The following is an 18,794-nucleotide window of genomic DNA, read 5'->3' as shown; positions in this document are numbered from 1 at the left end:
CTGACAGTTTCGTTCGGGAGGACGGCGAATGTATCGAGCACCGGTGGGTGAGATCGGCTTCACGCTTCGGCACGTGGCCGGGCTGGAAGAGGCGATGCGGCAGGGGACGACGGGCGACCTGACGCCCGATCTCCTTGACGCCATCCTCGACGAAGCAGGACGCTTCGCAGACAGCGAGGTCGCGCCGCTCGCCGCCGTCGGCGACAAGGCCGGGGCCGTCTGGAAGGACGGCGCGGTCACCATGCCGCCCGGCTGGCGCGATCTCTACCATCGCTGGACCGAAGGCGGTTGGAACGGGCTGACCGGGCCTGTGGATCATGGCGGGCAGGGCCTGCCGACCTCGCTTTCGGCCGCGATCTACGAGATGTGGAACGGCGCTTCCATGGCCTTCGGCATCGGCCCGACTTTGACGCTCGGCGCGGTCGACGCCCTGGAGGCGCACGGCAGCGAGGCCTTGCGCGCCACCTATCTCGACAAGCTCGTCTCGGGCGAGTGGATGGGCACGATGAACCTGACCGAGCCGCAGGCAGGCTCGGACCTTTCGGCCCTGCGCACCCGCGCCGAACGCCGCGACGACGGCACGTATCGCATCTTCGGCTCCAAGATCTTCATCACCTTCGGCGAGCACGACCTGACGGACAACATCGTCCATCTCGTGCTGGCACGCCTGCCGGACGCGCCTGCGGGCGTGAAGGGCATCTCGCTCTTCCTCGTCCCGAAGCACCTCGTCAACGCCGACGGGTCGCTGGGGCCGCGCAACGACGTGTTCTGCCAGTCGATCGAGCACAAGCTCGGCATCCACGCCTCGCCGACCTGCACCATGGTCTACGGCGACGGCATCGGCGAGACGGGCGAAGCCGGCGCCGTCGGCTGGCTGGTCGGGCAGGAGAACCAGGGCCTCGCCTGCATGTTCACGATGATGAACTCGGCGCGCCTTTATGTCGGCATCCAAGGCCTCGGCGTCGCGCAGGCGGCGTTTCAAAAGGCTTTGGACTTCGCCCGGGAGCGCCGGCAGGGCCGTTCGTCCGTCAAGGGCGCGACCGAAATGGCGCCGATCGTCGAGCATGCCGATGTCGCACGTATGCTCCTGACCATGAAGGCGCTGGTCGCTTCCGCCCGCGCCATCGCCTATTCCTGCGGCCACGCGATCGACCGCTCGCGGCAGGGCGGCGAGGACAAGCGCTTCTGGGCCGAGCGCGCCAGCCTGCTGACGCCCATGGCCAAGAGCTTCCCGACCGATGTCGGCGTCGAGGTCGCCTCGCTCGGCATCCAGGTCCATGGCGGCATGGGCTTCGTGGAAGAGACCGGCGCCGCGCGTCTCCTGCGCGACGCGCGCATCGCGCCGATCTACGAGGGCACCAACGGCATCCAGGCCATCGACCTCGTGACGCGCAAGCTGCCGCTCTCCGGCGGCGAGGCGGTGCGCACCTATATCGGCGAACTGGAAGAGATCGTCACCGGCGTGGAGCAGAGCAATCGGCCCGATTTTGGCGGTACGGCTGCGCGCCTGCGCGAGGCCATCGGAGCGCTGCGCGAGACGACGGACCGGCTGCTCGAGTGGATGTCCAGCGGCGAGACCAGCTCCGCGCTCGCCGGTGCCACCGCTTACCAGCGGCTGTTCTCGCTGACGGCCGGCAATTGCTATCTCGCCAAGGGCGCGCTGGCCGATGCCGACGACCCAACCCGTGCCGCGCTCGCCCGCTTCATGGCCGAGACGCTGCTCCCGGATGTCCGGTCGCTGTCGGCGCAGGTGCTCGACGGCGGCGAAAGCCTGCGCGCCGCGACCGCCGCGCTGAACTGAGGACCGCCATGAGCCCGCATGTAACCGTAAAGGTCGCGGACGGCGTCTGCCGCATCGGCATCGAACGGCCCGACAAGAAAAACGCACTCGACCGGGCGATGTACGAGGCGCTGGACAAGGCGCTGGCGCAGGCGGAAGCCGACGACACGGTCGGCTGCATTCTCTTCACCGGTGTTCCAGGGGCCTTCTCGGCCGGCAACGACATCGCCGATTTCGTCGCCTTCGCCGGCTCAGATCGGCCGATGGGGGAACTCCTCGACTTCCTCCACACGCTGGCCGGCATCGGCAAGCCCATGGTGGCGGCGGTCGACGGGCTCGCCATCGGGATCGGAACCACGCTGCTCCTTCACTGCGACCTCGTCTACTCGACGCCGCGCTCGCTCTTCCGCACGCCGTTCTCCGACCTCGGCATCGTGCCGGAAGCCGCTTCCAGCCTCCTTGGCCCGCTCGCCATGGGTCACCAGCGCGCCTTCGCGTTGCTGGTGATGGGCGAGACTTGGGATGCCGCGGCAGCCCACGAGGCGGGCATCGTTTACGCTGTGAGCGAGAGCGCCGAAGCGGACGCGGTGGCCGCAGCGCGCAAACTCGCCGCCAAACCGCGCGAGGCGGTTCGCATCGGGCGGGCGCTCCTGCGCACGGCGCCGGACACGGTGCGCGAGCGGATCGGATTGGAGGCCGACCATTTCAAGGAGCGCCTTCGCTCGCGGGAGGCGCAGGCAGCGTTTGCCGCCTTCCTCAAGCGCTGAGAGACCGTCCGAAAAGTCCGCCGGGTCGGCTCGGCGGTGCTTTCCGCCGCCCATTTCGTTGCCGATCCTCGCCGATGCCGCCGGCATCGACTACGTTCGGCGTCTCACCGGCGACGAAAATCACTCGCCGATCCTCCGCCGGGGACTTTCCAGGCGGGCTCTAAGGCGACTTCCCGCGCTCGGCCTTCAGCTTGCGGCGGAACTGGATCACCGTTCCGCCGCTCAACGCCAGGAACACCGCCGCGATCGCCGCATAGGCCCACGGACTACCGTGGAGGTAGGCGTCGATCCGGTCGCCGAGAATGAACGACCCGAAGCCGTAGGCGCCCGACCAGAGCGCGGCGCCGAGCGCGTTGTAGAAGAGGAACGACCACCAGGGGAAGCGGAGCGTGCCGGAGGCGAAGCCGCAGACCTGCCGCAGGATCAGGATGAAGCGGGCGATCAGGACGATCGGTGGACCGACTTGTCGAAACCGCTGCTCGACATAGGCGAACTTCTCTTCCGTCAGCCCGACCCGGTGGCCGTAACGGCTGACGAAGCGGCGGCCGTAGCGAAGGCCGAGCCAGTAGCCGAGATTGTCTCCCATCGTGCCGCCAAGCCAGGCCGACAGGAACACGCCCCAGATGTCGAGCTGCCCGTGGCCGGCCATGATGCCGGCGGCGATCAGGATGCTTTCGCCGGGAAAGGGCAGGCCGGTCGATTCGAGGAAGATCGACAGGAACAGGATACCGTAGCCGTAATCCTGCAGGAAACCCGTGATCGTCTCCAGCATGGGCCGCCTAGCGCTCGAACAGCGCCACCGCCTCGACGTGGTGAGACCAGAGAAACTGATCGATCGGCGTGACGGACAGGAGCCTGTAGCCGCCGCCAACGAGGATCGCGGCGTCGCGTGCGAGCGTCACCGGGTTGCAGGAGACCGCCGCGATGCGCTTCACCCCGGAGCCCGCCAGTTCGCGCGCCTGCGCCTCGGCGCCCGCGCGCGGCGGGTCGAACAGCACGCCGTCGAACTTCGACAGCTCCTTGACGGTCAGCGGACGCCGGTAGAGATCGCGCCGTTCGGTGGTGATCGGCTTGAGGCCTGAGGTGCCGCGCCGGGCCTTGTCGAGCGCGGCCAGCGCCGGCGCGTCGAACTCGGCGGCGTGGACCGCCTGACGACGGGCAAGCCGCAGCGTGAAGGCGCCGAAGCCGCAGAAGAGGTCGGCAACCGTCTTGGCCGGGGCGAGATGGGCGAGCGCGAGCTCCGCCATGTGATCCTCCGCCCTGACGACCGCCTGGAGGAAGGAGCCGGGCGGGAAGGGGACGCCGGTGCCGGCGACGTCGATGACCGGTACACGGTTCTCGATCAGCGTCTCGCCGTCCACCGAAAGACGCGCGACGGCCTGGTCCTCGGCACCCCAGGCGATGGTCGCTTGGCGAAGGTCACCCGTCAGCTTGGCCGTCTGCTCGATAGCGACGTCGAGGCCGGTCTGAGTGCGCGTCACCGTCATGCGCAGCTCGCGCTTGCGGTCGATCAGCAGTGTCGCGAGCCGCTCGAAGCGCTTTAACCGCGCGACGATCTCCGGCACGACGACGAGGCAGGTTTCGATCGGCGCGATGCGGTAGCTCAGCGCCTCGTGGAAGCCGAAGAGAACACGCGGTCCGGCGCGCACGGCGGTGAAGACCGCACGGCGGCGCGAGTTCGGTGCGCAGGGGACGAGCGGCGCCACGTCGGCCGACAGACCCTCGCGCCGCAGCGCCTCGACCACGAGGTTGCGCTTGAAGCCGGCATAGAGCGTGTCGCTGAGGTGCTGGAGGTCGCAGCCGCCGCAACGGCCGAAATGGGGGCAGGGGGCCTCGCGCCGTTCCGGCGAAGCGGTGTCGACGGACAGGAGCTGCCCGCGACCGCCCTGGCGCTCGATCGTCACCCGTTCGCCCGGCAGGGCGAAAGGCACGAAGACGGTGGTCGGCTCGCGCGCGATGCCGTCGCCGCGCGTGCCCAGCGCATCGATCGCGACCTGTTCGCTCACGCCTTCACTCCACCCAACAGGAATTCCACGTTGCCGTCGCCGCCCGCGATCGGCGAGGGCGCCAGGCCGAGCGAACGCCAGCCGGACTGTGTGTCCAGCCAATCGGACAGTTCGGCCGCAATCTCCGGTGCGCGCGACGGGTCGCGCAGGAGGCCGCCCTTGCCGATCGCCTCGCGCCCGGCCTCGAACTGCGGCTTCACCAGAAGTACCGCCTTCGCGCCGGGCTCGGCCAGGTCTAGGGCAGGCGGAAGGGCGAGGCGCAGCGAGATGAAGCTGACATCGGAGACCACGAGCCCGATCGGCCGCCCGCCGAGATGGGCGGGCGCGAGGTCGCGCGCGTTCAAGCCTTCCAGGCTGGTGACGCGCGCGTCGTCGGCGAGCGACGTATGGAACTGGCCGTGGCCGACATCGACGGCGACGACATGCGCCGCGCCGCGCTCCAGCAGCACCTGCGTGAAGCCGCCGGTGGAGGCGCCGATGTCGAGCGCGGTCAGCCCTTCGGGCGAGATGCCGAAGGCGTCGAGGCCTGCGAGCAGCTTGAGCGCGGCGCGTGAGACAAAGGCGGCCGCCGGATCGTCCAGCTCGATCCGTGCGCCTTCGTCCACCGTCTGGCCGGGCTTCGAGACAACGACGCCCTCGACTCGGACGCGCCCGCGCAGGATCGCGTCGCGCGCGCGGGCGCGCGAATCGAGAAGCCGGCGCTCGGCGACAAGCTGATCCAGGCGGACGCGCGACGCGTTCATGGCGCCTCAGCTCAGGCTCGCATGACGCGCTGCGCCGAATCGCCGAGCGCGCGGAACACGGTCTCGACAATGGCCGCGCGATCGAGGCCGGACGCCTTGATCATCGCCTCGGGCGCGGCATGATCGACGAAGCGGTCGGGCATGGTCATCGGCCGAACCTTCAGCCCACGATCCATGAGCCCGTGCCGCGCCATATGCTCCAGCACCTGGGCCGCGAAGCCGCCCGAGGCGCCTTCCTCGATCAGCACGAGAACTTCGTGTTCGTTGGCGAGGCGGTGGATGAGATCCGCGTCCAGCGGCTTGGCGAAGCGAGCGTCGGCGACCGTGGTGGACAGGCCGAAGCCTTCCAGCTCCTCGCCGGCCGCGACGGCATCGGCCAGCCGCGAGCCGAAGGAGAGGATCGCGACCTTCGTGCCCTCCCGCACGACGCGGCCCTTGCCGATGTCCAGCGCGCGGCCGCGCTCGGGCAGGTCCACGCCCGTGCCGTTGCCGCGGGGGTAGCGGAAGGAGATGGGGCCGTCCTCGTGTTCGACGGCGGTGCGCACCATGTGGCGCAGCTCCGCCTCGTCGGCGGCGGCCATCACGACCATGCCGGGCAGCGGACAGAGAAAGCCGGTATCGAACGAGCCCGCATGGGTCGGCCCGTCGGCGCCGACGAACCCGGCGCGATCGATGGCGAAGCGCACCGGCAGGTGCTGGATCGCGACGTCGTGGACGATCTGGTCGTAGGCGCGCTGGAGGAAGGTCGAGTAGATCGCGACGAAGGGCTTGTAGCCCTCGGTGGCGAGGCCCGCCGCGAAGGTCACGGCGTGCTGCTCGGCGATGCCGACGTCGAAGGTGCGCTTCGGAAAGGCCTGGCCGAAGAGATCGAGGCCTGTGCCGTCCGGCATCGCGGCGTTGATCGCGACGATCTTCTCGTCCTCGCGGGCCTCCTGGATCAGGCTTTCGGCGAAGACCTTGGTATAGCTCGGCGCGTTGGACTTGGGCTTGGACTGCGCGCCGGTGATGACGTCGAACTTCGACACGCCATGGTACTTGTCGGCGCTCGCCTCGGCCGGCGGGTAGCCCTTGCCCTTGCGGGTGACGACGTGGATCAGCACCGGCCCGTCGCCGTTGTCGCGCACGTTCTTGAGGACGGGAAGGAGATGGTCGAGGTCGTGCCCGTCGATCGGGCCGACATAGTAGAAGCCCAGCTCCTCGAACATCGTGCCGCCGGTGAAGAAACCGCGCGTATACTCCTCGGTCTTGCGCGCGCCCTCGCGCATGAACTCGGGCAGGCGGCTCGTCACCGTCTTCGCCCGGTTGCGCAGGGTGCGGTAGGTCTTGCCGGAGACGAGCCGCGCCAGATAGGCGCTGAGCGCGCCCGTCGGCGGGGCGATCGACATATCGTTGTCGTTGAGGATGACGATCAGCCGCGCATCCAGCGCGCCCGCATTGTTCATCGCCTCGTAGGCCATGCCCGCGCTCATCGCGCCGTCGCCGATGACGGCGATGACGTTGTTGCGGCGACCGTCCAGCTCGGATGCCACAGCCATGCCGAGGCCGGCGGAGATCGAGGTAGACGAGTGGCCGGCGCCGAACGGGTCGTATTCGCTCTCCGTGCGCTTGGCGAAGCCGGAGACGCCGCCTTCCTGGCGCACGGTGCGCATCGCCTCGCGGCGGCCGGTGAGGATCTTGTGCGGATAGGCCTGATGGCCGACGTCCCAGATCAGACGGTCGGCGGGCGTGTCGAACACGGCGTGGATGGCGACCGTCAGCTCCACCACGCCGAGGCCGGCGCCGAGGTGCCCGCCGGTGCGCGAGACGGCGTCGATCAGGTCCTGGCGCAGCTCGTCGGCGACCTGCCGCAGCGCCGATTCCGGCATCCGCCGCAGGTCGGCGGGCGATGCGATCTGGTCGAGGAGCGGCGTGGACGGACGCTGGGACAAAGGCATCTCCTGATGCGGGAGCCGGCGGGCGCGGGCGCCCTGAAGGTGGGCCTTGTTAGACCGGTTTCAACATGGCTTGTCCACCGGCGCCCCGGCTGTCAGGCGGGATCGAGCGGCTCGACGTCCACCGGCTTGCCGCCGCGCGACAGCTTGATCTTCTCCACCTTGTCCTCGGCGGCCGACAGAAGGCGGTCGCAATGGGACTTCAGCTTTTCGCCGCGCTCGTAGATGCGGATCGAGTGCTCCAGCGCGACGTCGCCGCGCTCCAGATCCGAGACGATCCGCTCCAGCGCCGACAGCGCCTCCTCGAAGCTCATGCGGCGGATGTCGGAATCGTCGGCGGGGAGGGCGGAGAGATCGGACATGGCGAACCTTACCTGTGATGCGAAGACCGGTCAGCCGACCATCAGCCGCTGGACGTGGGCTGCGACGGAACGCTGCAGGCCGACGAGGTCGTAGCCGCCCTCGAGCACGCTGATGAGACGGTTCGCCGCATGGCGCGAGGCGACCTCGAGGAGCTTGCCGGTGGCCCAGTCGAAGTCGCCTTCGACGAGGTTCAGCCCGGCCAGCGGATCGCGATGATGGGCGTCGAAACCGGCGGAAATGATGACGAGGTCAGGCCGGAACGCGTTCAAAGCCGGCAGAACCTTGGCCGAGAAGGCGGCGCGGAACTCGTCCGTCCCGTCGCCCTCGCCGAGCGGCACGTTGACGATGTTGCCGGCGCCCGTCTCGGTTTCCGCGCCGGTGCCGGGGTAGAGCGGCGCCTGATGCGTCGAGACGTAGAGGACGGACGGATCGCTCCAGAAGATGTCCTGCGTGCCGTTGCCGTGGTGGACGTCCCAGTCGACGATCGCCACGCGCTCAAGCCCATGCACGGCCTGGGCGTGGCGCGCCGCGACGGCGGCCTGGTTGAACAGGCAGAAGCCCATGGCGGTCTCGCGCTCGGCATGATGGCCGGGCGGGCGGGCCGCGACGAAGACGTTGCGCGCCTCGCCCAACATCACGTCGTCCACGCCCGCGCAGGCGGCGCCGACGGCATGAAGCGCGGCGGAGAAGCTCTTCGGGCTCACCACCGTGTCGCCGTCGATGCGGGTCATGCCCTCCGTCGGCGTCGCGCGCGCGATCTTGCGCACGTGATCCACCGAATGGCAGCGGTACACCGCCTCCACCGACCCCTCGGGCGCCAGCACCCGGTCGAGGTTCTGGAAGGGCTCGGCCTCCAGCGCGGCGGCGACGGCCGCCATGCGCTCCGGCCGCTCCGGGTGGCCGGGCCCGGTCAGGTGCTCGGCGAAGATCGGATGGTGGTAGAGACGCGTCATCATGCGGGAACGTCTCCGAACGCGGGGCAGGGGAAGCGGGGGATCACCGGAGTCAGCGGCCCGTCTGCGCGCGGTGCCGGAGATAGTGGTCCGCGATCGCGCAGGCCACCATCGCTTCGCCGATCGGCACGGCGCGGATGCCGACGCAGGGGTCGTGGCGGCCCTTGGTCATCACGTCCACCTCTTGGCCGTCGGCGTCGACCGAGCGGCGTGGGGTGAGGATGGAGGAGGTCGGCTTCACGGCGAAGCGCGCGACGACGGGCTGGCCCGTCGCGATGCCGCCGAGGATGCCGCCCGCGTGGTTGGACAGGAACTGGGGCCGTCCGTCGTTGCCCATGCGGATCTCGTCGGCATTGTCCTCGCCCGATAGGGCGGCCGAGGCGAAGCCGTCGCCGATCTCGACGCCCTTGACTGCGTTGATAGACATGAGGCCGGCGGCGATGTCGGCGTCGAGCTTCCCGTAGAGCGGGGCGCCGATCCCGGCCGGAACGCCCTCGGCTACGACCTCGACCACCGCGCCGATGGAGGAGCCGCGCTTGCGCACGCCGTCGAGAAGCTCGGCCCAGCGTTCGGCCGTCCGCGCATCCGGGCAGAAGAACGGGTTGCGGCGCGTCTCGTCCCAGTCGAAGCGGGAGCGGTCGATCGCCACGTCGCCGATCTGGACCAACGCGCCGCGGACCACGAGGCCGGGCACGACGAGGCGCGCGATGGCGCCGGCTGCGACGCGCGTCGCGGTCTCGCGCGCCGAGGAGCGCCCGCCGCCTCGATAGTCGCGCACGCCGTACTTCATGTCGTAGGTGATGTCGGCGTGGCCCGGCCGATAGCGGCGCGCGATGTCGGAATAGTCCTTCGAGCGCTGGTCCACGTTGTCGATGTGGAGCGCGATCGGCGTGCCGGTGGAGATCAGCTCGCCCTCGGTCTCGCTCGGCATGACGCCCGAGAGGACGCGGACCTGATCGGGCTCCTGGCGCTGGGTCGTGTAGCGAGACTGGCCGGGGCGGCGCTCGTCGAGAAAGCGCTGAATGTGGCTTTCGGAGAAGCGGAGGCCCGGCGGCGTGCCGTCCACCACGCAGCCGATGGCGGGGCCGTGGCTCTCACCCCAGGTGGTGACGCGGAAGAGATGGCCGAAGCTGTTGTGCGACATAGAAGGCCTGCCGATCCCGTTGGCGCGCGCCCATCCGCGCGGCGCCCATACCGGGCGGGTGATGCAGCGAATTTGCCAGCGGGGCAAGCCGCCTGGCGCCCGAAAAAACCATAATCGCCGGTGAACCTCTCCCGATCGAATCGCGGATGCGGAGCTTTCCGCCCTTCGCATCCAAGCCGGAGCCCACCGATGACGAGACGTGTCGTCGCCTTCTTCGCCTGTTCCTTCCTGAGCGTTTCCGCGACCTATCCGGCTGCGGCTCTGGAAACGGGGGGGACGATCGAGGCGATCGATCGTGACGATGCGTCGATCAAGCTCTCGGACGGTGCGACCTATCGCCTGCCGGAGGCGTTCGATTATTCCGTCGTGCGGCCCGGCATGGAGGTGGTCGTCGTTTACGACGCCTCCGCCTAGACCCAGTCGATCCGGCCGTCCCGAACCCGCAGGATGCGGTCCTGCGGAATGTCGAGATGCGAGGCCTCGACAGGCGACAGGCCTGCGAAGACATTGAGGAAGGCGCGCGTCACGCCGCCATGCGCGACCACGATCGACGGGCGGTCGAGTCCGCGGAACACCGGTGCGATGCGCTCGGCGAGGCCGGCGTAGGTCTCCGCACCCGTGCCCGGCGGCAGGAAGTTCCACTTGTCGGCCTCGCGCCGGGCGGCCTCCGTGGGGAAGCGCTGGTGCAGTTCCGGCACGGTGTAGCCCTGCCAGTCGCCGAAATGGATCTCCTTCAGCCGCTCGTCCGTGCGGAAGGCTTCGGACTCGAGGCCCATCTCGCGCCGGATTCCCCGCATCGTATCGGCCGCGCGCCGCATCGGGCTGGAGACGAAGTCGAACGCCGCGCATTCCGATTTCAGCACGTTGGCGAGGTAGCGTCCGTTGCGTTGCGCCTGCGCGACGCCCTGCCGGTTGAGCGGAATGTCGCTCTGGCCCTGCAGTCGCGCACTAGCATTCCAGTCCGTCTGCCCGTGACGGCAGAGGTAGATCAAGGGAAGGCTCTTCACGATGCGCGGTTCCGTCAGTCCTTGACGACCGAGATGTCCGGCGCGTCCACGGCCTTCATGCCGACGACGTGGTAGCCGGAGTCCGCATGATGCACTTCGCCCGTCACCGAGCGCGACAGGTCGGACAGGAGGTAGAGGCCGACGTCGCCGACTTCCTCGATCGTAACCGTGCGGCGTAGCGGGGCGTTGTACTCGTTCCACTTGAGAATGTAGCGGAAGTCACCGATGCCCGATGCGGCGAGCGTCTTGATCGGGCCGGCCGAGATCGCGTTGACGCGGATGTTCTTGGGGCCGAGATCGACGGCCAGATACTTCACGCTGGCTTCCAGCGCGGCCTTGGCGACGCCCATGACGTTGTAGTTCGGCATGACCTTCTCGGCACCGTAGTAGGTGAGGGTCAGCATGGAGCCGCCGTCGGTCATCAGCTTCTCGGCGCGCTGGGCGACCGCCGTGAAGGAATAGACCGAGATGTTCATGGTCTTGTTGAAGTTCGCTTCGGTCGTGTCGACGTAGCGGCCCGTCAGCTCGTCCTTGTCGGAGAAGCCGATGGCGTGGACCAGGAAGTCGAGCTTGCCCCACTTCTCTTCCAGCGCCTGGAAGCAGGCGTCGATCGTGGCGGGATCGCCCACGTCGCAATGGCCGCAGACGAAGGCGCCGAGTTCGGCGGCCAGCGGCTCCACCCGCTTGCGCAACGCGTCCCCCTGATAGGTGAAGGCGATTTCGGCGCCTTGGGCGGCAAGGGCCTTGGCGATTCCGAAGGCGATGGAGCGGTTGTTGGCGACGCCGAGAATGACGCCCCGCTTACCCTTCATCAGGCCCAACGAATCCACCATGGCCTGAACTCCCTTGTTTCGTTTCAAATTTTCCGGTCGGGGCGGCGTATGGCATAGGCGTCCCCAGCCAGCAAGACGAGCTTGACGACGATCGGTAACCGTCCGTTATCGATCGAGACCGTCGCGGCGCTTCTCGAAGAGGGCGGTGAGTTCGGGATCGGGCCGCTCGGGCAGGGCGATCGACAGGGTGACGAGGATGTCGCCGCGCCCGCCGTCCTTGCGCGTCAGCCCCTTGCCCTTGAGGCGCAAGGTGCGGCCGGACGTGGTCCAGGGCTGGATCTTGGTGGCGACGCGCCCGTCCAGCGTCTCGATCGTGACCCGGCCGCCGAGAACGGCGGTCTCCAGGTCGATGTCCTGTTCCAGAAGAAGATCGCGGCCGGACACGCTGAAACGTGCGTGGTCGGCGAAGGAGATGGTGACCAGCGCGTCGCCCGGCGGGCCGCCGTTGAAGACGGCCGGCTGGCCCTGGCCGCGAAGGCGGATGACCTGTCCGTCCTCCACGCCCTCCGGCAGGCGAATCGCCAGCCGCTTGCCGTTCGGGAAGATTGCCTCGACCTTCTCGTCGGACACGATGTCCTCGAGCCGCACCTTCAGCGTGGCGTTGATGTCGTCGCCTTTCGTCGGCGTGTTGCGCGCGGCGGTGAAGCCGGAGCGGGCATTGCGCTTTCCGCCGAACGCCTGCTCGAAGAAGTCGCCGAAGATGTTGTCCGCGCCGCCGAACTCGGCCCCGCCCGAGCGGAACTCGAACGAACCGTTGTTCGGCCCGCCACCGAAGGGGTTGGCGCCGCCGCCCCCGCCGAAGCCGGAAAAGCCCTGGAATTTCGGCTTGCCGTCGCCGTCGATCTCGCCCCGGTCGAACTGCCCGCGCTTTTCCTTGTCGCCCAGGATCTCGTAGGCCTGGTTGGCCTCGTTGAACCGGGCGCTGGCGCCGGCATCGTCGCCGTTGGCGTCGGGATGATACTTCTTGGCCAGCTTGCGGAAGGCGGACTTGATCTCCGCCTCGCTGGCGGTACGGGCCACGCCGAGAACGGTATAGGGGTCGCGCATGCGAGATCGGCTTCCTGGTCGTCGGGGACGGGTCTCCCGTTGGGCATCATCGGGAATCGCCCGCAAGACCGGGCGATGGCCGACTATATGGCGAGCCGTCGCCGAAATTTGAAGTCCCGGCCGCGCGCCGTCACTGATCCTCGGAAAAGCGGGTGAGGGTCCAGACGCCCTGGCCGGTCGTGCAGGCCTCGCCGGCATAGAGCGCCACGCCGTCGAAGCGCTGGCGCGAGGTCTTGAAGCGGCGGCAGACGTTGTCGCCCGCGCGCGTCTCGCTGATGGCCGTGATCATGCCGCTGGCGCCGGTGTCGGCATTGGTCCAGGCGAGGGGCTCGGAATCCACGCGCGCGATGTCGGCGGCCGAGACGGCGTTGCGGACAGTGCGGCTGTCCGACAACGTTTCCGCCGCGACGGCCGGGTCGATCGGCGGAATGGAAGCGGTGAGGAGCGACTTGTCCACCGCGACCTCCTCCAGCCCCTTGCCGCTGATGACCGTGCAGCCCGTCAGGCTTGCCGCGAAGGTGCAGACGAGAACGAGGCGCATTCCTTTCATCATCGAAACTCGGTCTTTGCCACCGAACCGACCTGACGTAGGTACCGGTGGAGCATCCTTCGTAAATTCGGACCCAAGAATGAACAATTCGACCTTAATGTTCGGTGAAGGCGGCTTGCCGCTCGACCCATACGAAGCCCTGGCCGTCTGGCTCGGGGAGGCGGAAGAAACCGAGATCAACGATCCGACGGCGATGGCGCTGGCCAGCGTCGACACGGAGGGCCTGCCCGATGTGCGGATGGTCCTCCTCAAGGCGTTCGACGAGCGCGGCCTCGTCTTCTACACGAATTTCGAGAGCCGCAAGGGCGAACAGATTCTCGGCAGCCGCAAGGCGGCCCTCTGCATGCACTGGAAAAGCCGACGGCGCCAGTTCCGGGCACGCGGTCCCGTCGAGATCGTGACGAAGGAAGAGGCGGACGCCTATTTCGACGGGCGCCCGCATGGAAGCCGCATCGGCGCCTGGGCCTCGCAGCAGAGCCGCCCGCTGGCGAGCCGCGCCGTCCTGGAAGGCCAGGTCGCGGATGTCGAGGCGCGCTATGGCGAAGCCGTGCCGCGCCCGCCGCATTGGTCGGGCTTTCGCATCATGCCCGTCGAGATCGAGTTCTGGCAGGACGGCGAGTTCCGGCTGCACGACCGGTTCCGCTTCACGCGCGCAGCCGGCGACCGGGAGTGGGCGATCCAGCGCCTTTATCCTTGATCCCTCCGGCAGACGGCCGGGCGTCACGCTTCCGTGCCGCCCACCGTCATCTGGTCCATGCGCAGGTGCGGCTGTCCGACGCCGACCGGCACCCACTGGCCGGCCTTGCCGCAATTGCCGATGCCGAGATCGAGTTCGACGTCGTTGCCGACCATCGAAACCCGGTGCATCGCGTCCGGCCCGTTGCCGATCAGCATGACGCCCCGCAGCGGCTCGGACACCTTGCCGTCGCGGATGCGGTAGGCCTCGGTGCAGTTGAAGACGAACTTGCCGGAGGTGATGTCCACCTGCCCGCCGTTGAACGACACGGCATAGACGCCGTCCTTGACCGAAGCGAGGATCTCCTCAGGCGAGTGCGGCCCGTTCAGCATCATCGTGTTTGTCATGCGCGGCATCGGCGCATGGGCGAAGGACTGGCGACGGCCGTTGCCGGTGACCTCCATGCCCATCAGCCGCGCGTTCTGCCGGTCCTGCATGTAGTTAACGAGCTTGCCGTCCTCGATCAGGACGGTGCGGTTGGTGGGCGTGCCCTCGTCGTCCACCGACAGCGAGCCGCGCCGCTCCGCGATCGTGCCGTCGTCCACCACCGTCACGCCCCGCGCGGCGACCTGTTGGCCGAGGAGGCCCGAGAAGGCCGACGTCTTCTTGCGGTTGTAGTCGCCCTCCAGGCCGTGGCCGACGGCCTCGTGCAGCATGACGCCCGGCCAGCCGGAGGCCAACACGGTGTCGAACGTGCCGGCGGGAGCAGGCACGGCCTCGAGGTTCAGCCGAGCCTGGCGCAGCGCCTCGTCGGCGATGCTGCGCCAGCCGCCGCCTTCCACCAGCCGCGTGAAGCCGTGGCGACCGCCCGCGCCGCCGGAGCCGGTCTCCTGCCGGTCGCCGCGCCCAGCGACCACCGAGACGTTGAGCCGGACGAGAGGGCGGACGTCACGCACGAGACGCCCGTCGGCCCGCAGGATCTCGACCACCTGCCACTGCGAGGCAAGCGAGGCGCTGACCTGGCGCACGGCTTCGTCCGCATCGCGAAGATAGGCGTTTATCTCTTCGAGAAGCTTCACCTTTTCGGCGAAGGACGGCTCGGGAATCGGGTTCTCGGCGCCATAGAGATGCCGGTTGGTGCCCTTCGGCCCCTCGGACGCCACGCCCGAATGGCCGGACCGGACGGCGCCGACGGAAGACGCCGCGCGCTTGAGCGCCGCGCCGGACAGGTCGCCGGAATGGGCGAAGCCGATCGTCTCGCCGGCCACGCAGCGCAGGCCGAAGCCCTGTTCGGTCGAGAAGTCGCCGGCCTTGAGCCGGCCGTTGTCGAAGAGGAGCGATTCCTGCTCGCGATATTCCAGGAACAGTTCGCCGTCGTCCGCACCCTGCAGCGTGTCGGACACGATCGCCTCGACCTCCGCGCGCGACAGGTCGAAGTGATCGATCAGGGAAGAAGCCATCATCCGCTCCGCTGGACTCTCTATATGCCTGCCGCGAGAGATAGGCGGGCGGGGAGGGGATGTCACGGCCGGGCGCTGTTCAGGGCAGCGCGTCGAAGCCTTCGCGGAAGCCTGCGAGGTCGACGGGGATGCCGATGCCTTCCTCCGGTGTCTGGAACACGATGAAGGTTGCGGACTGGCCGGTCGACAGCGTGTCGCGCAGCGTGTCCTCCAGAATAACCTCGGCATAGCAGCCGTCCTCGAAGCAGCGCACGAACTGCGCGCGCCCGATGTCCTTGCCGTCCACGTAGAGGCCGAGCCCGTTGGGCAGAAGGATTCCGAGCGGCGCGAGGACCCGCAGGATGCGCGCCTTGCCGTCCGCCGTCTTGAGCGCGAGGACGGACAGCCCGACCTCCGGTCGGTCCTCCGCGACGACGTTCTGGAGAAGGGCGCACTGCTCTCCGGCCGCGCCGGCGGGCTGGTCGCACACCACCGCCCAGGCGCCGTGCTGCGACTTGACCGTGCCGGTCTGCGCCACGGCCGGAGCGGCCAGCAGAAGAGGGAGGGCGGCCAGGGCGGTGGCGATCGTTAGCTTCATCGATTCTTTCCAGGGACCGGACGGCAGGCGGTCCGACATTAGCGCGTGAAACTAGCCAAGGCGCCCGGCCGCGTCGAGACGGGCTCGGACAGCTTCGCGCAAGGCTTCCCGAAGACGCGGACGGGCTGCAACATTCGCACTTTGTCGCAAGGACTCATGACGGCGGCTTGTTGCGAAGTGGGCGGTTTCATGGTTGAAGCGCAGGAGGTACCTGCACATTAGCGGCATTCGATTTTTCGGCCCACACGGCCCGGTTCGTTCCCGCTGGAGGGGGCGTGGGTCCGGTTGAGAAAAGCCTGCCACGAGGGAGAGCATTCGTGAAGAGACCAGCCCTAGCCGCCGCCGCGCTGGCCGGCTCGACCGTGGCGGCGAGCGCCCAAGAGGGCGTGCTGCACCCCGGTCAGCCGCATCCCTGGCAGATCAATCTTCAGGAGGCACTGTCGCCGATCGAAGAGCAGATCCACTGGTTCAGCAACTACACGCTGTGGTTCCTGGTGCCGGTCGTGATCCTCGTGGCCGCACTGTTGGCCTGGGTCGTGATCCGCTACAACGAGAAGCGCAACCCGACGCCCTCGCGCACCAGCCACAACACCGTCATCGAGGTCGTCTGGACCCTCGCGCCGGTGCTCATCCTGCTCTGCCTCGCGATTCCCTCGTTCCAGCTTCTCACCGCGCAGTACAACCCGCCGCGCGAGCCCGAACTGACGGTGAAGGCCACCGGCTACCAGTGGTACTGGGGCTACGAGTATCAGCCGGCCCAGACGGTCGCCGCCGCGGCGTCCGCCGCCGCGGGAACGGAGGCCAACCCGGCCGATCCGGCCGCGGAGCCCGTGTCCTTCCTGTCCTATCCGCTCGCCGAGGACGCGCGCGCGGCCGCCGGCAAGGAAGACCGTGCCGCCTATCCTCGCCTGCTCGCCGTGGACAACGAGATGGTCGTGCCGGTTAACACCGTCGTGCGTCTTCTCACCACGGGCGGCGACGTGATCCACTCCTTCGCCATGCCCTCGCTCGGCGTGAAGGTGGACGCGGTGCCCGGACGCATCAACGAATACTGGTTCGAGGCCAACCGGGAAGGCATCTTCTACGGCCAGTGCTCCGAGCTCTGCGGGCGCGACCACTACAACATGCCGATCGCGGTGCGGGTGGTGAGCCAGCAGCAGTTCGACACGTGGCTCGCGGCGGCCGCCGAGAACCTCGACAACGCCAACGCTCAGCTGACCGCCGAAATCGCTTCCGCGAGCTCGGTCGTGGCGCAGCGCTGAACCCCCTTCCAGGGAACATACCCATGGCTCACGCAGCTTCCCACGACGCGCACCCGCACCACCCGACCGGCTGGGTGCGCTGGGTGAACTCGACCAACCACAAAGACATCGGCATCCTCTACCTGATCTTCGCGATCGTCGCGGGCCTGATCGGCGGCAGCCTTTCGGTCGCGATCCGCGCTGAGCTTCAGGAGCCAGGCCTGCAGATCTTCGGCAACCCGCAGATCTTCAACGTCTTCACGACGGCCCATGGCCTCGTGATGGTGTTCTTCATGGTCATGCCCGCCCTGATCGGCGGCTTCGGCAACTATTTCGTGCCGATCATGATCGGTGCGCCGGACACGGCGTTCCCGCGCGTCAACAACATCGCCTTCTGGCTGTTGCCGCCCTCGCTGCTGCTCCTGATCCTCTCGATGTTCGTCGAGGGTGCGCCGGGCGCGAACGGCGCGGGCACGGGCTGGACGCTCTATCCGCCGCTGTCGACCGCCGGTCATCCCGGCCCGGCTGTGGATCTCGCGATCTTCGCGCTTCACCTCTCGGGCGCCTCGTCGATCCTCGGCGCGATCAACATGATCACGACGATCCTCAACATGCGCGCCCCCGGCATGACGCTGCACAAGATGCCGCTCTTCGCCTGGTCGCAGCTCGTGACCGCCTTCCTGTTGCTCCTGTCGCTGCCCGTGCTCGCCGGCGCCATCACCATGGTGCTGACCGATCGCAACTTCGGCACGACCTTCTTCGCCCCTGAAGGCGGCGGCGATCCGATCCTCTACCAGCACCTGTTCTGGTTCTTCGGCCACCCCGAAGTCTACATCATGATCCTGCCGGCCTTCGGCATCGTCTCGCACATCATCTCGACCTTCTCGAAGAAGCCGGTCTTCGGCTACCTCGGCATGGCCTACGCCATGGTCGCCATCGGCGTCGTCGGCTTCGTCGTGTGGGCGCACCATATGTACACGAGCGGAATCTCGCTGAACACGCAGCGCTACTTCGTGTTCGCTACGATGGTGATCGCGGTGCCGACCGGCATCAAGATCTTCTCCTGGATCGCGACGATGTGGGGCGGCTCGCTTCGCTTCACGACCCCGATGCTCTGGTCGATCGGCTTCATCTTCCTGTTCACGGTCGGCGGCGTCACGGGCGTCAAGCTCGCCAACGCCGGCATGGACCGCGTGCTTCACGACACCTACTACGTCGTCGCGCACTTCCACTACGTGCTGTCGCTCGGCGCCGTCTTCGCGATCTTCGCGGGCTGGTACTACTGGTTCCCGAAGATGAGCGGCTACATGTACAACGAGACGCTCGGCAAGGTGCATTTCTGGGTCATGTTCGTGGGCGTGAACCTCGTGTTCTTCCCGCAGCACTTCCTGGGCGCCGCCGGCATGCCGCGCCGCTATGCCGATTATCCCGACGCGTTCGCCGGCTGGAATTTCGTGTCCTCGATGGGCTCCTACATCTCGGGCTTGTCGGTGATCCTGTTCCTCTACATCGTCTACGAGGCCTTCGCCCGTAAGCGTCTGGCCGGGGCGAACCCCTGGGGTGCCGGTGCGACGACCCTCGAGTGGCACCTGTCCTCGCCGCCGCCGTTCCACCAGTGGGAAGAGCTGCCGCGCATCCGCTGAGAGGCGAACCCGAAGATCGATCCCGGCTCCGGCCGGGATCACCCGTCTGAACGATCGGCTCCGGGTGCCTTCC

The 18,794-nt window shown here is 68.2% G+C and carries 19 protein-coding genes; 6 read left to right on the top strand and 13 right to left on the bottom strand.

Annotated features, from left to right (window positions below; genetic code table 11):
• Positions 1-28 precede the first annotated feature (28 nt).
• Positions 29-1,801, top strand: a complete 1,773-nt coding sequence (locus tag O5O54_RS10805; protein ID WP_279481578.1) for an acyl-CoA dehydrogenase — start codon at positions 29-31, stop codon at positions 1,799-1,801.
• A gap of 8 nt (positions 1,802-1,809) precedes the next feature.
• Complete coding sequence (locus O5O54_RS10800) at positions 1,810-2,547, top strand: crotonase/enoyl-CoA hydratase family protein (RefSeq protein WP_279481576.1); 738 nt, start codon at positions 1,810-1,812, stop codon at positions 2,545-2,547.
• Between the two features lie 160 nt (positions 2,548-2,707).
• On the opposite strand, the gene O5O54_RS10795 is transcribed toward O5O54_RS10800, so the two are convergent.
• The 7 genes from O5O54_RS10795 to aroC form a co-directional block, all read right to left on the bottom strand.
• Positions 2,708-3,319 carry a DedA family protein gene (locus tag O5O54_RS10795; RefSeq protein ID WP_279481574.1) on the bottom strand — a complete coding sequence of 204 codons (612 nt, stop codon included), beginning with the start codon at positions 3,317-3,319 and terminating at the stop codon, positions 2,708-2,710.
• A gap of 7 nt (positions 3,320-3,326) precedes the next feature.
• Entirely contained in the window at positions 3,327-4,553 is a 1,227-nt protein-coding gene (locus O5O54_RS10790; RefSeq protein ID WP_279481573.1) for a class I SAM-dependent RNA methyltransferase, read from the bottom strand.
• Entirely contained in the window at positions 4,550-5,296 is a 747-nt protein-coding gene (locus tag O5O54_RS10785; protein WP_279481571.1) for a TlyA family RNA methyltransferase, read from the bottom strand. Before O5O54_RS10785 ends, O5O54_RS10790 begins: the two co-directional genes overlap by 4 nt.
• A gap of 11 nt (positions 5,297-5,307) precedes the next feature.
• The gene (dxs, locus tag O5O54_RS10780; RefSeq protein WP_279481568.1) at positions 5,308-7,230 is read right to left on the bottom strand and encodes a 1-deoxy-D-xylulose-5-phosphate synthase; all 1,923 of its coding nucleotides are present in this window, start codon (positions 7,228-7,230) and stop codon (positions 5,308-5,310) included.
• Positions 7,231-7,322: 92 nt separating this feature from the next.
• On the bottom strand, positions 7,323-7,589 hold the full coding sequence (locus O5O54_RS10775) for an exodeoxyribonuclease VII small subunit (protein ID WP_279481566.1): 267 nt from the start codon (positions 7,587-7,589) through the stop codon (positions 7,323-7,325).
• A 30-nt stretch (positions 7,590-7,619) separates the two neighbouring features.
• A complete protein-coding gene (locus O5O54_RS10770) occupies positions 7,620-8,546 on the bottom strand; it encodes a histone deacetylase family protein (protein WP_279481564.1) in 927 nt (308 codons plus the stop codon).
• Positions 8,547-8,595: 49 nt separating this feature from the next.
• Positions 8,596-9,687, bottom strand: coding sequence for a chorismate synthase (aroC, locus tag O5O54_RS10765; protein ID WP_279481562.1), 1,092 nt, complete (start codon positions 9,685-9,687; stop codon positions 8,596-8,598).
• 189 nt (positions 9,688-9,876) lie between these two features.
• Here aroC and O5O54_RS10760 point away from each other — a divergent pair, with 189 nt between their 5' ends.
• Positions 9,877-10,101 (top strand): DUF1344 domain-containing protein, encoded by a 225-nt coding sequence (locus O5O54_RS10760; RefSeq protein ID WP_279481560.1) that lies wholly within the window; start codon positions 9,877-9,879, stop codon positions 10,099-10,101.
• Here O5O54_RS10760 and O5O54_RS10755 read toward each other — a convergent pair.
• The 4 genes from O5O54_RS10755 to O5O54_RS10740 form a co-directional block, all read right to left on the bottom strand.
• Positions 10,098-10,694 carry a histidine phosphatase family protein gene (locus O5O54_RS10755; RefSeq protein ID WP_279481559.1) on the bottom strand — a complete coding sequence of 199 codons (597 nt, stop codon included), beginning with the start codon at positions 10,692-10,694 and terminating at the stop codon, positions 10,098-10,100. The genes O5O54_RS10760 and O5O54_RS10755 overlap by 4 nt on opposite strands.
• 14 nt (positions 10,695-10,708) lie before the next feature.
• Positions 10,709-11,527: an enoyl-ACP reductase FabI gene (gene fabI, locus O5O54_RS10750; protein WP_279481557.1), complete on the bottom strand. Its 819-nt coding sequence runs from the start codon at positions 11,525-11,527 to the stop codon at positions 10,709-10,711.
• A gap of 105 nt (positions 11,528-11,632) precedes the next feature.
• The gene (locus tag O5O54_RS10745) at positions 11,633-12,574 is read right to left on the bottom strand and encodes a J domain-containing protein (protein WP_279481555.1); all 942 of its coding nucleotides are present in this window, start codon (positions 12,572-12,574) and stop codon (positions 11,633-11,635) included.
• Between the two features lie 130 nt (positions 12,575-12,704).
• Positions 12,705-13,115 (bottom strand): RT0821/Lpp0805 family surface protein, encoded by a 411-nt coding sequence (locus O5O54_RS10740; protein ID WP_279481554.1) that lies wholly within the window; start codon positions 13,113-13,115, stop codon positions 12,705-12,707.
• Positions 13,116-13,203: 88 nt separating this feature from the next.
• Here O5O54_RS10740 and pdxH point away from each other — a divergent pair, with 88 nt between their 5' ends.
• Positions 13,204-13,821: a pyridoxamine 5'-phosphate oxidase gene (gene pdxH / locus O5O54_RS10735; protein ID WP_279481552.1), complete on the top strand. Its 618-nt coding sequence runs from the start codon at positions 13,204-13,206 to the stop codon at positions 13,819-13,821.
• A gap of 23 nt (positions 13,822-13,844) precedes the next feature.
• On the opposite strand, the gene O5O54_RS10730 is transcribed toward pdxH, so the two are convergent.
• Together O5O54_RS10730 and O5O54_RS10725 are read right to left on the bottom strand one after the other, a co-directional pair.
• Entirely contained in the window at positions 13,845-15,260 is a 1,416-nt protein-coding gene (locus tag O5O54_RS10730; protein ID WP_279481816.1) for a TldD/PmbA family protein, read from the bottom strand.
• A gap of 79 nt (positions 15,261-15,339) precedes the next feature.
• On the bottom strand, positions 15,340-15,837 hold the full coding sequence (locus O5O54_RS10725) for an invasion associated locus B family protein (RefSeq protein ID WP_279481550.1): 498 nt from the start codon (positions 15,835-15,837) through the stop codon (positions 15,340-15,342).
• Positions 15,838-16,154: 317 nt separating this feature from the next.
• Here O5O54_RS10725 and coxB point away from each other — a divergent pair, with 317 nt between their 5' ends.
• Complete coding sequence (coxB, locus tag O5O54_RS10720) at positions 16,155-17,099, top strand: cytochrome c oxidase subunit II (RefSeq protein ID WP_407061693.1); 945 nt, start codon at positions 16,155-16,157, stop codon at positions 17,097-17,099.
• Positions 17,100-17,122: 23 nt separating this feature from the next.
• Positions 17,123-18,721 carry a cytochrome c oxidase subunit I gene (gene ctaD, locus O5O54_RS10715; RefSeq protein ID WP_279481548.1) on the top strand — a complete coding sequence of 533 codons (1,599 nt, stop codon included), beginning with the start codon at positions 17,123-17,125 and terminating at the stop codon, positions 18,719-18,721.
• The last annotated feature ends 73 nt before the right edge of the window (positions 18,722-18,794 follow it).

Origin of the sequence: Aureimonas sp. SK2 (assembly GCF_029813115.1) — a bacterium.
Classification (GTDB): Bacteria; Pseudomonadota; Alphaproteobacteria; order Rhizobiales; family Rhizobiaceae; genus Aureimonas.
This window is presented reverse-complemented; position numbering and strand designations above follow the sequence as displayed.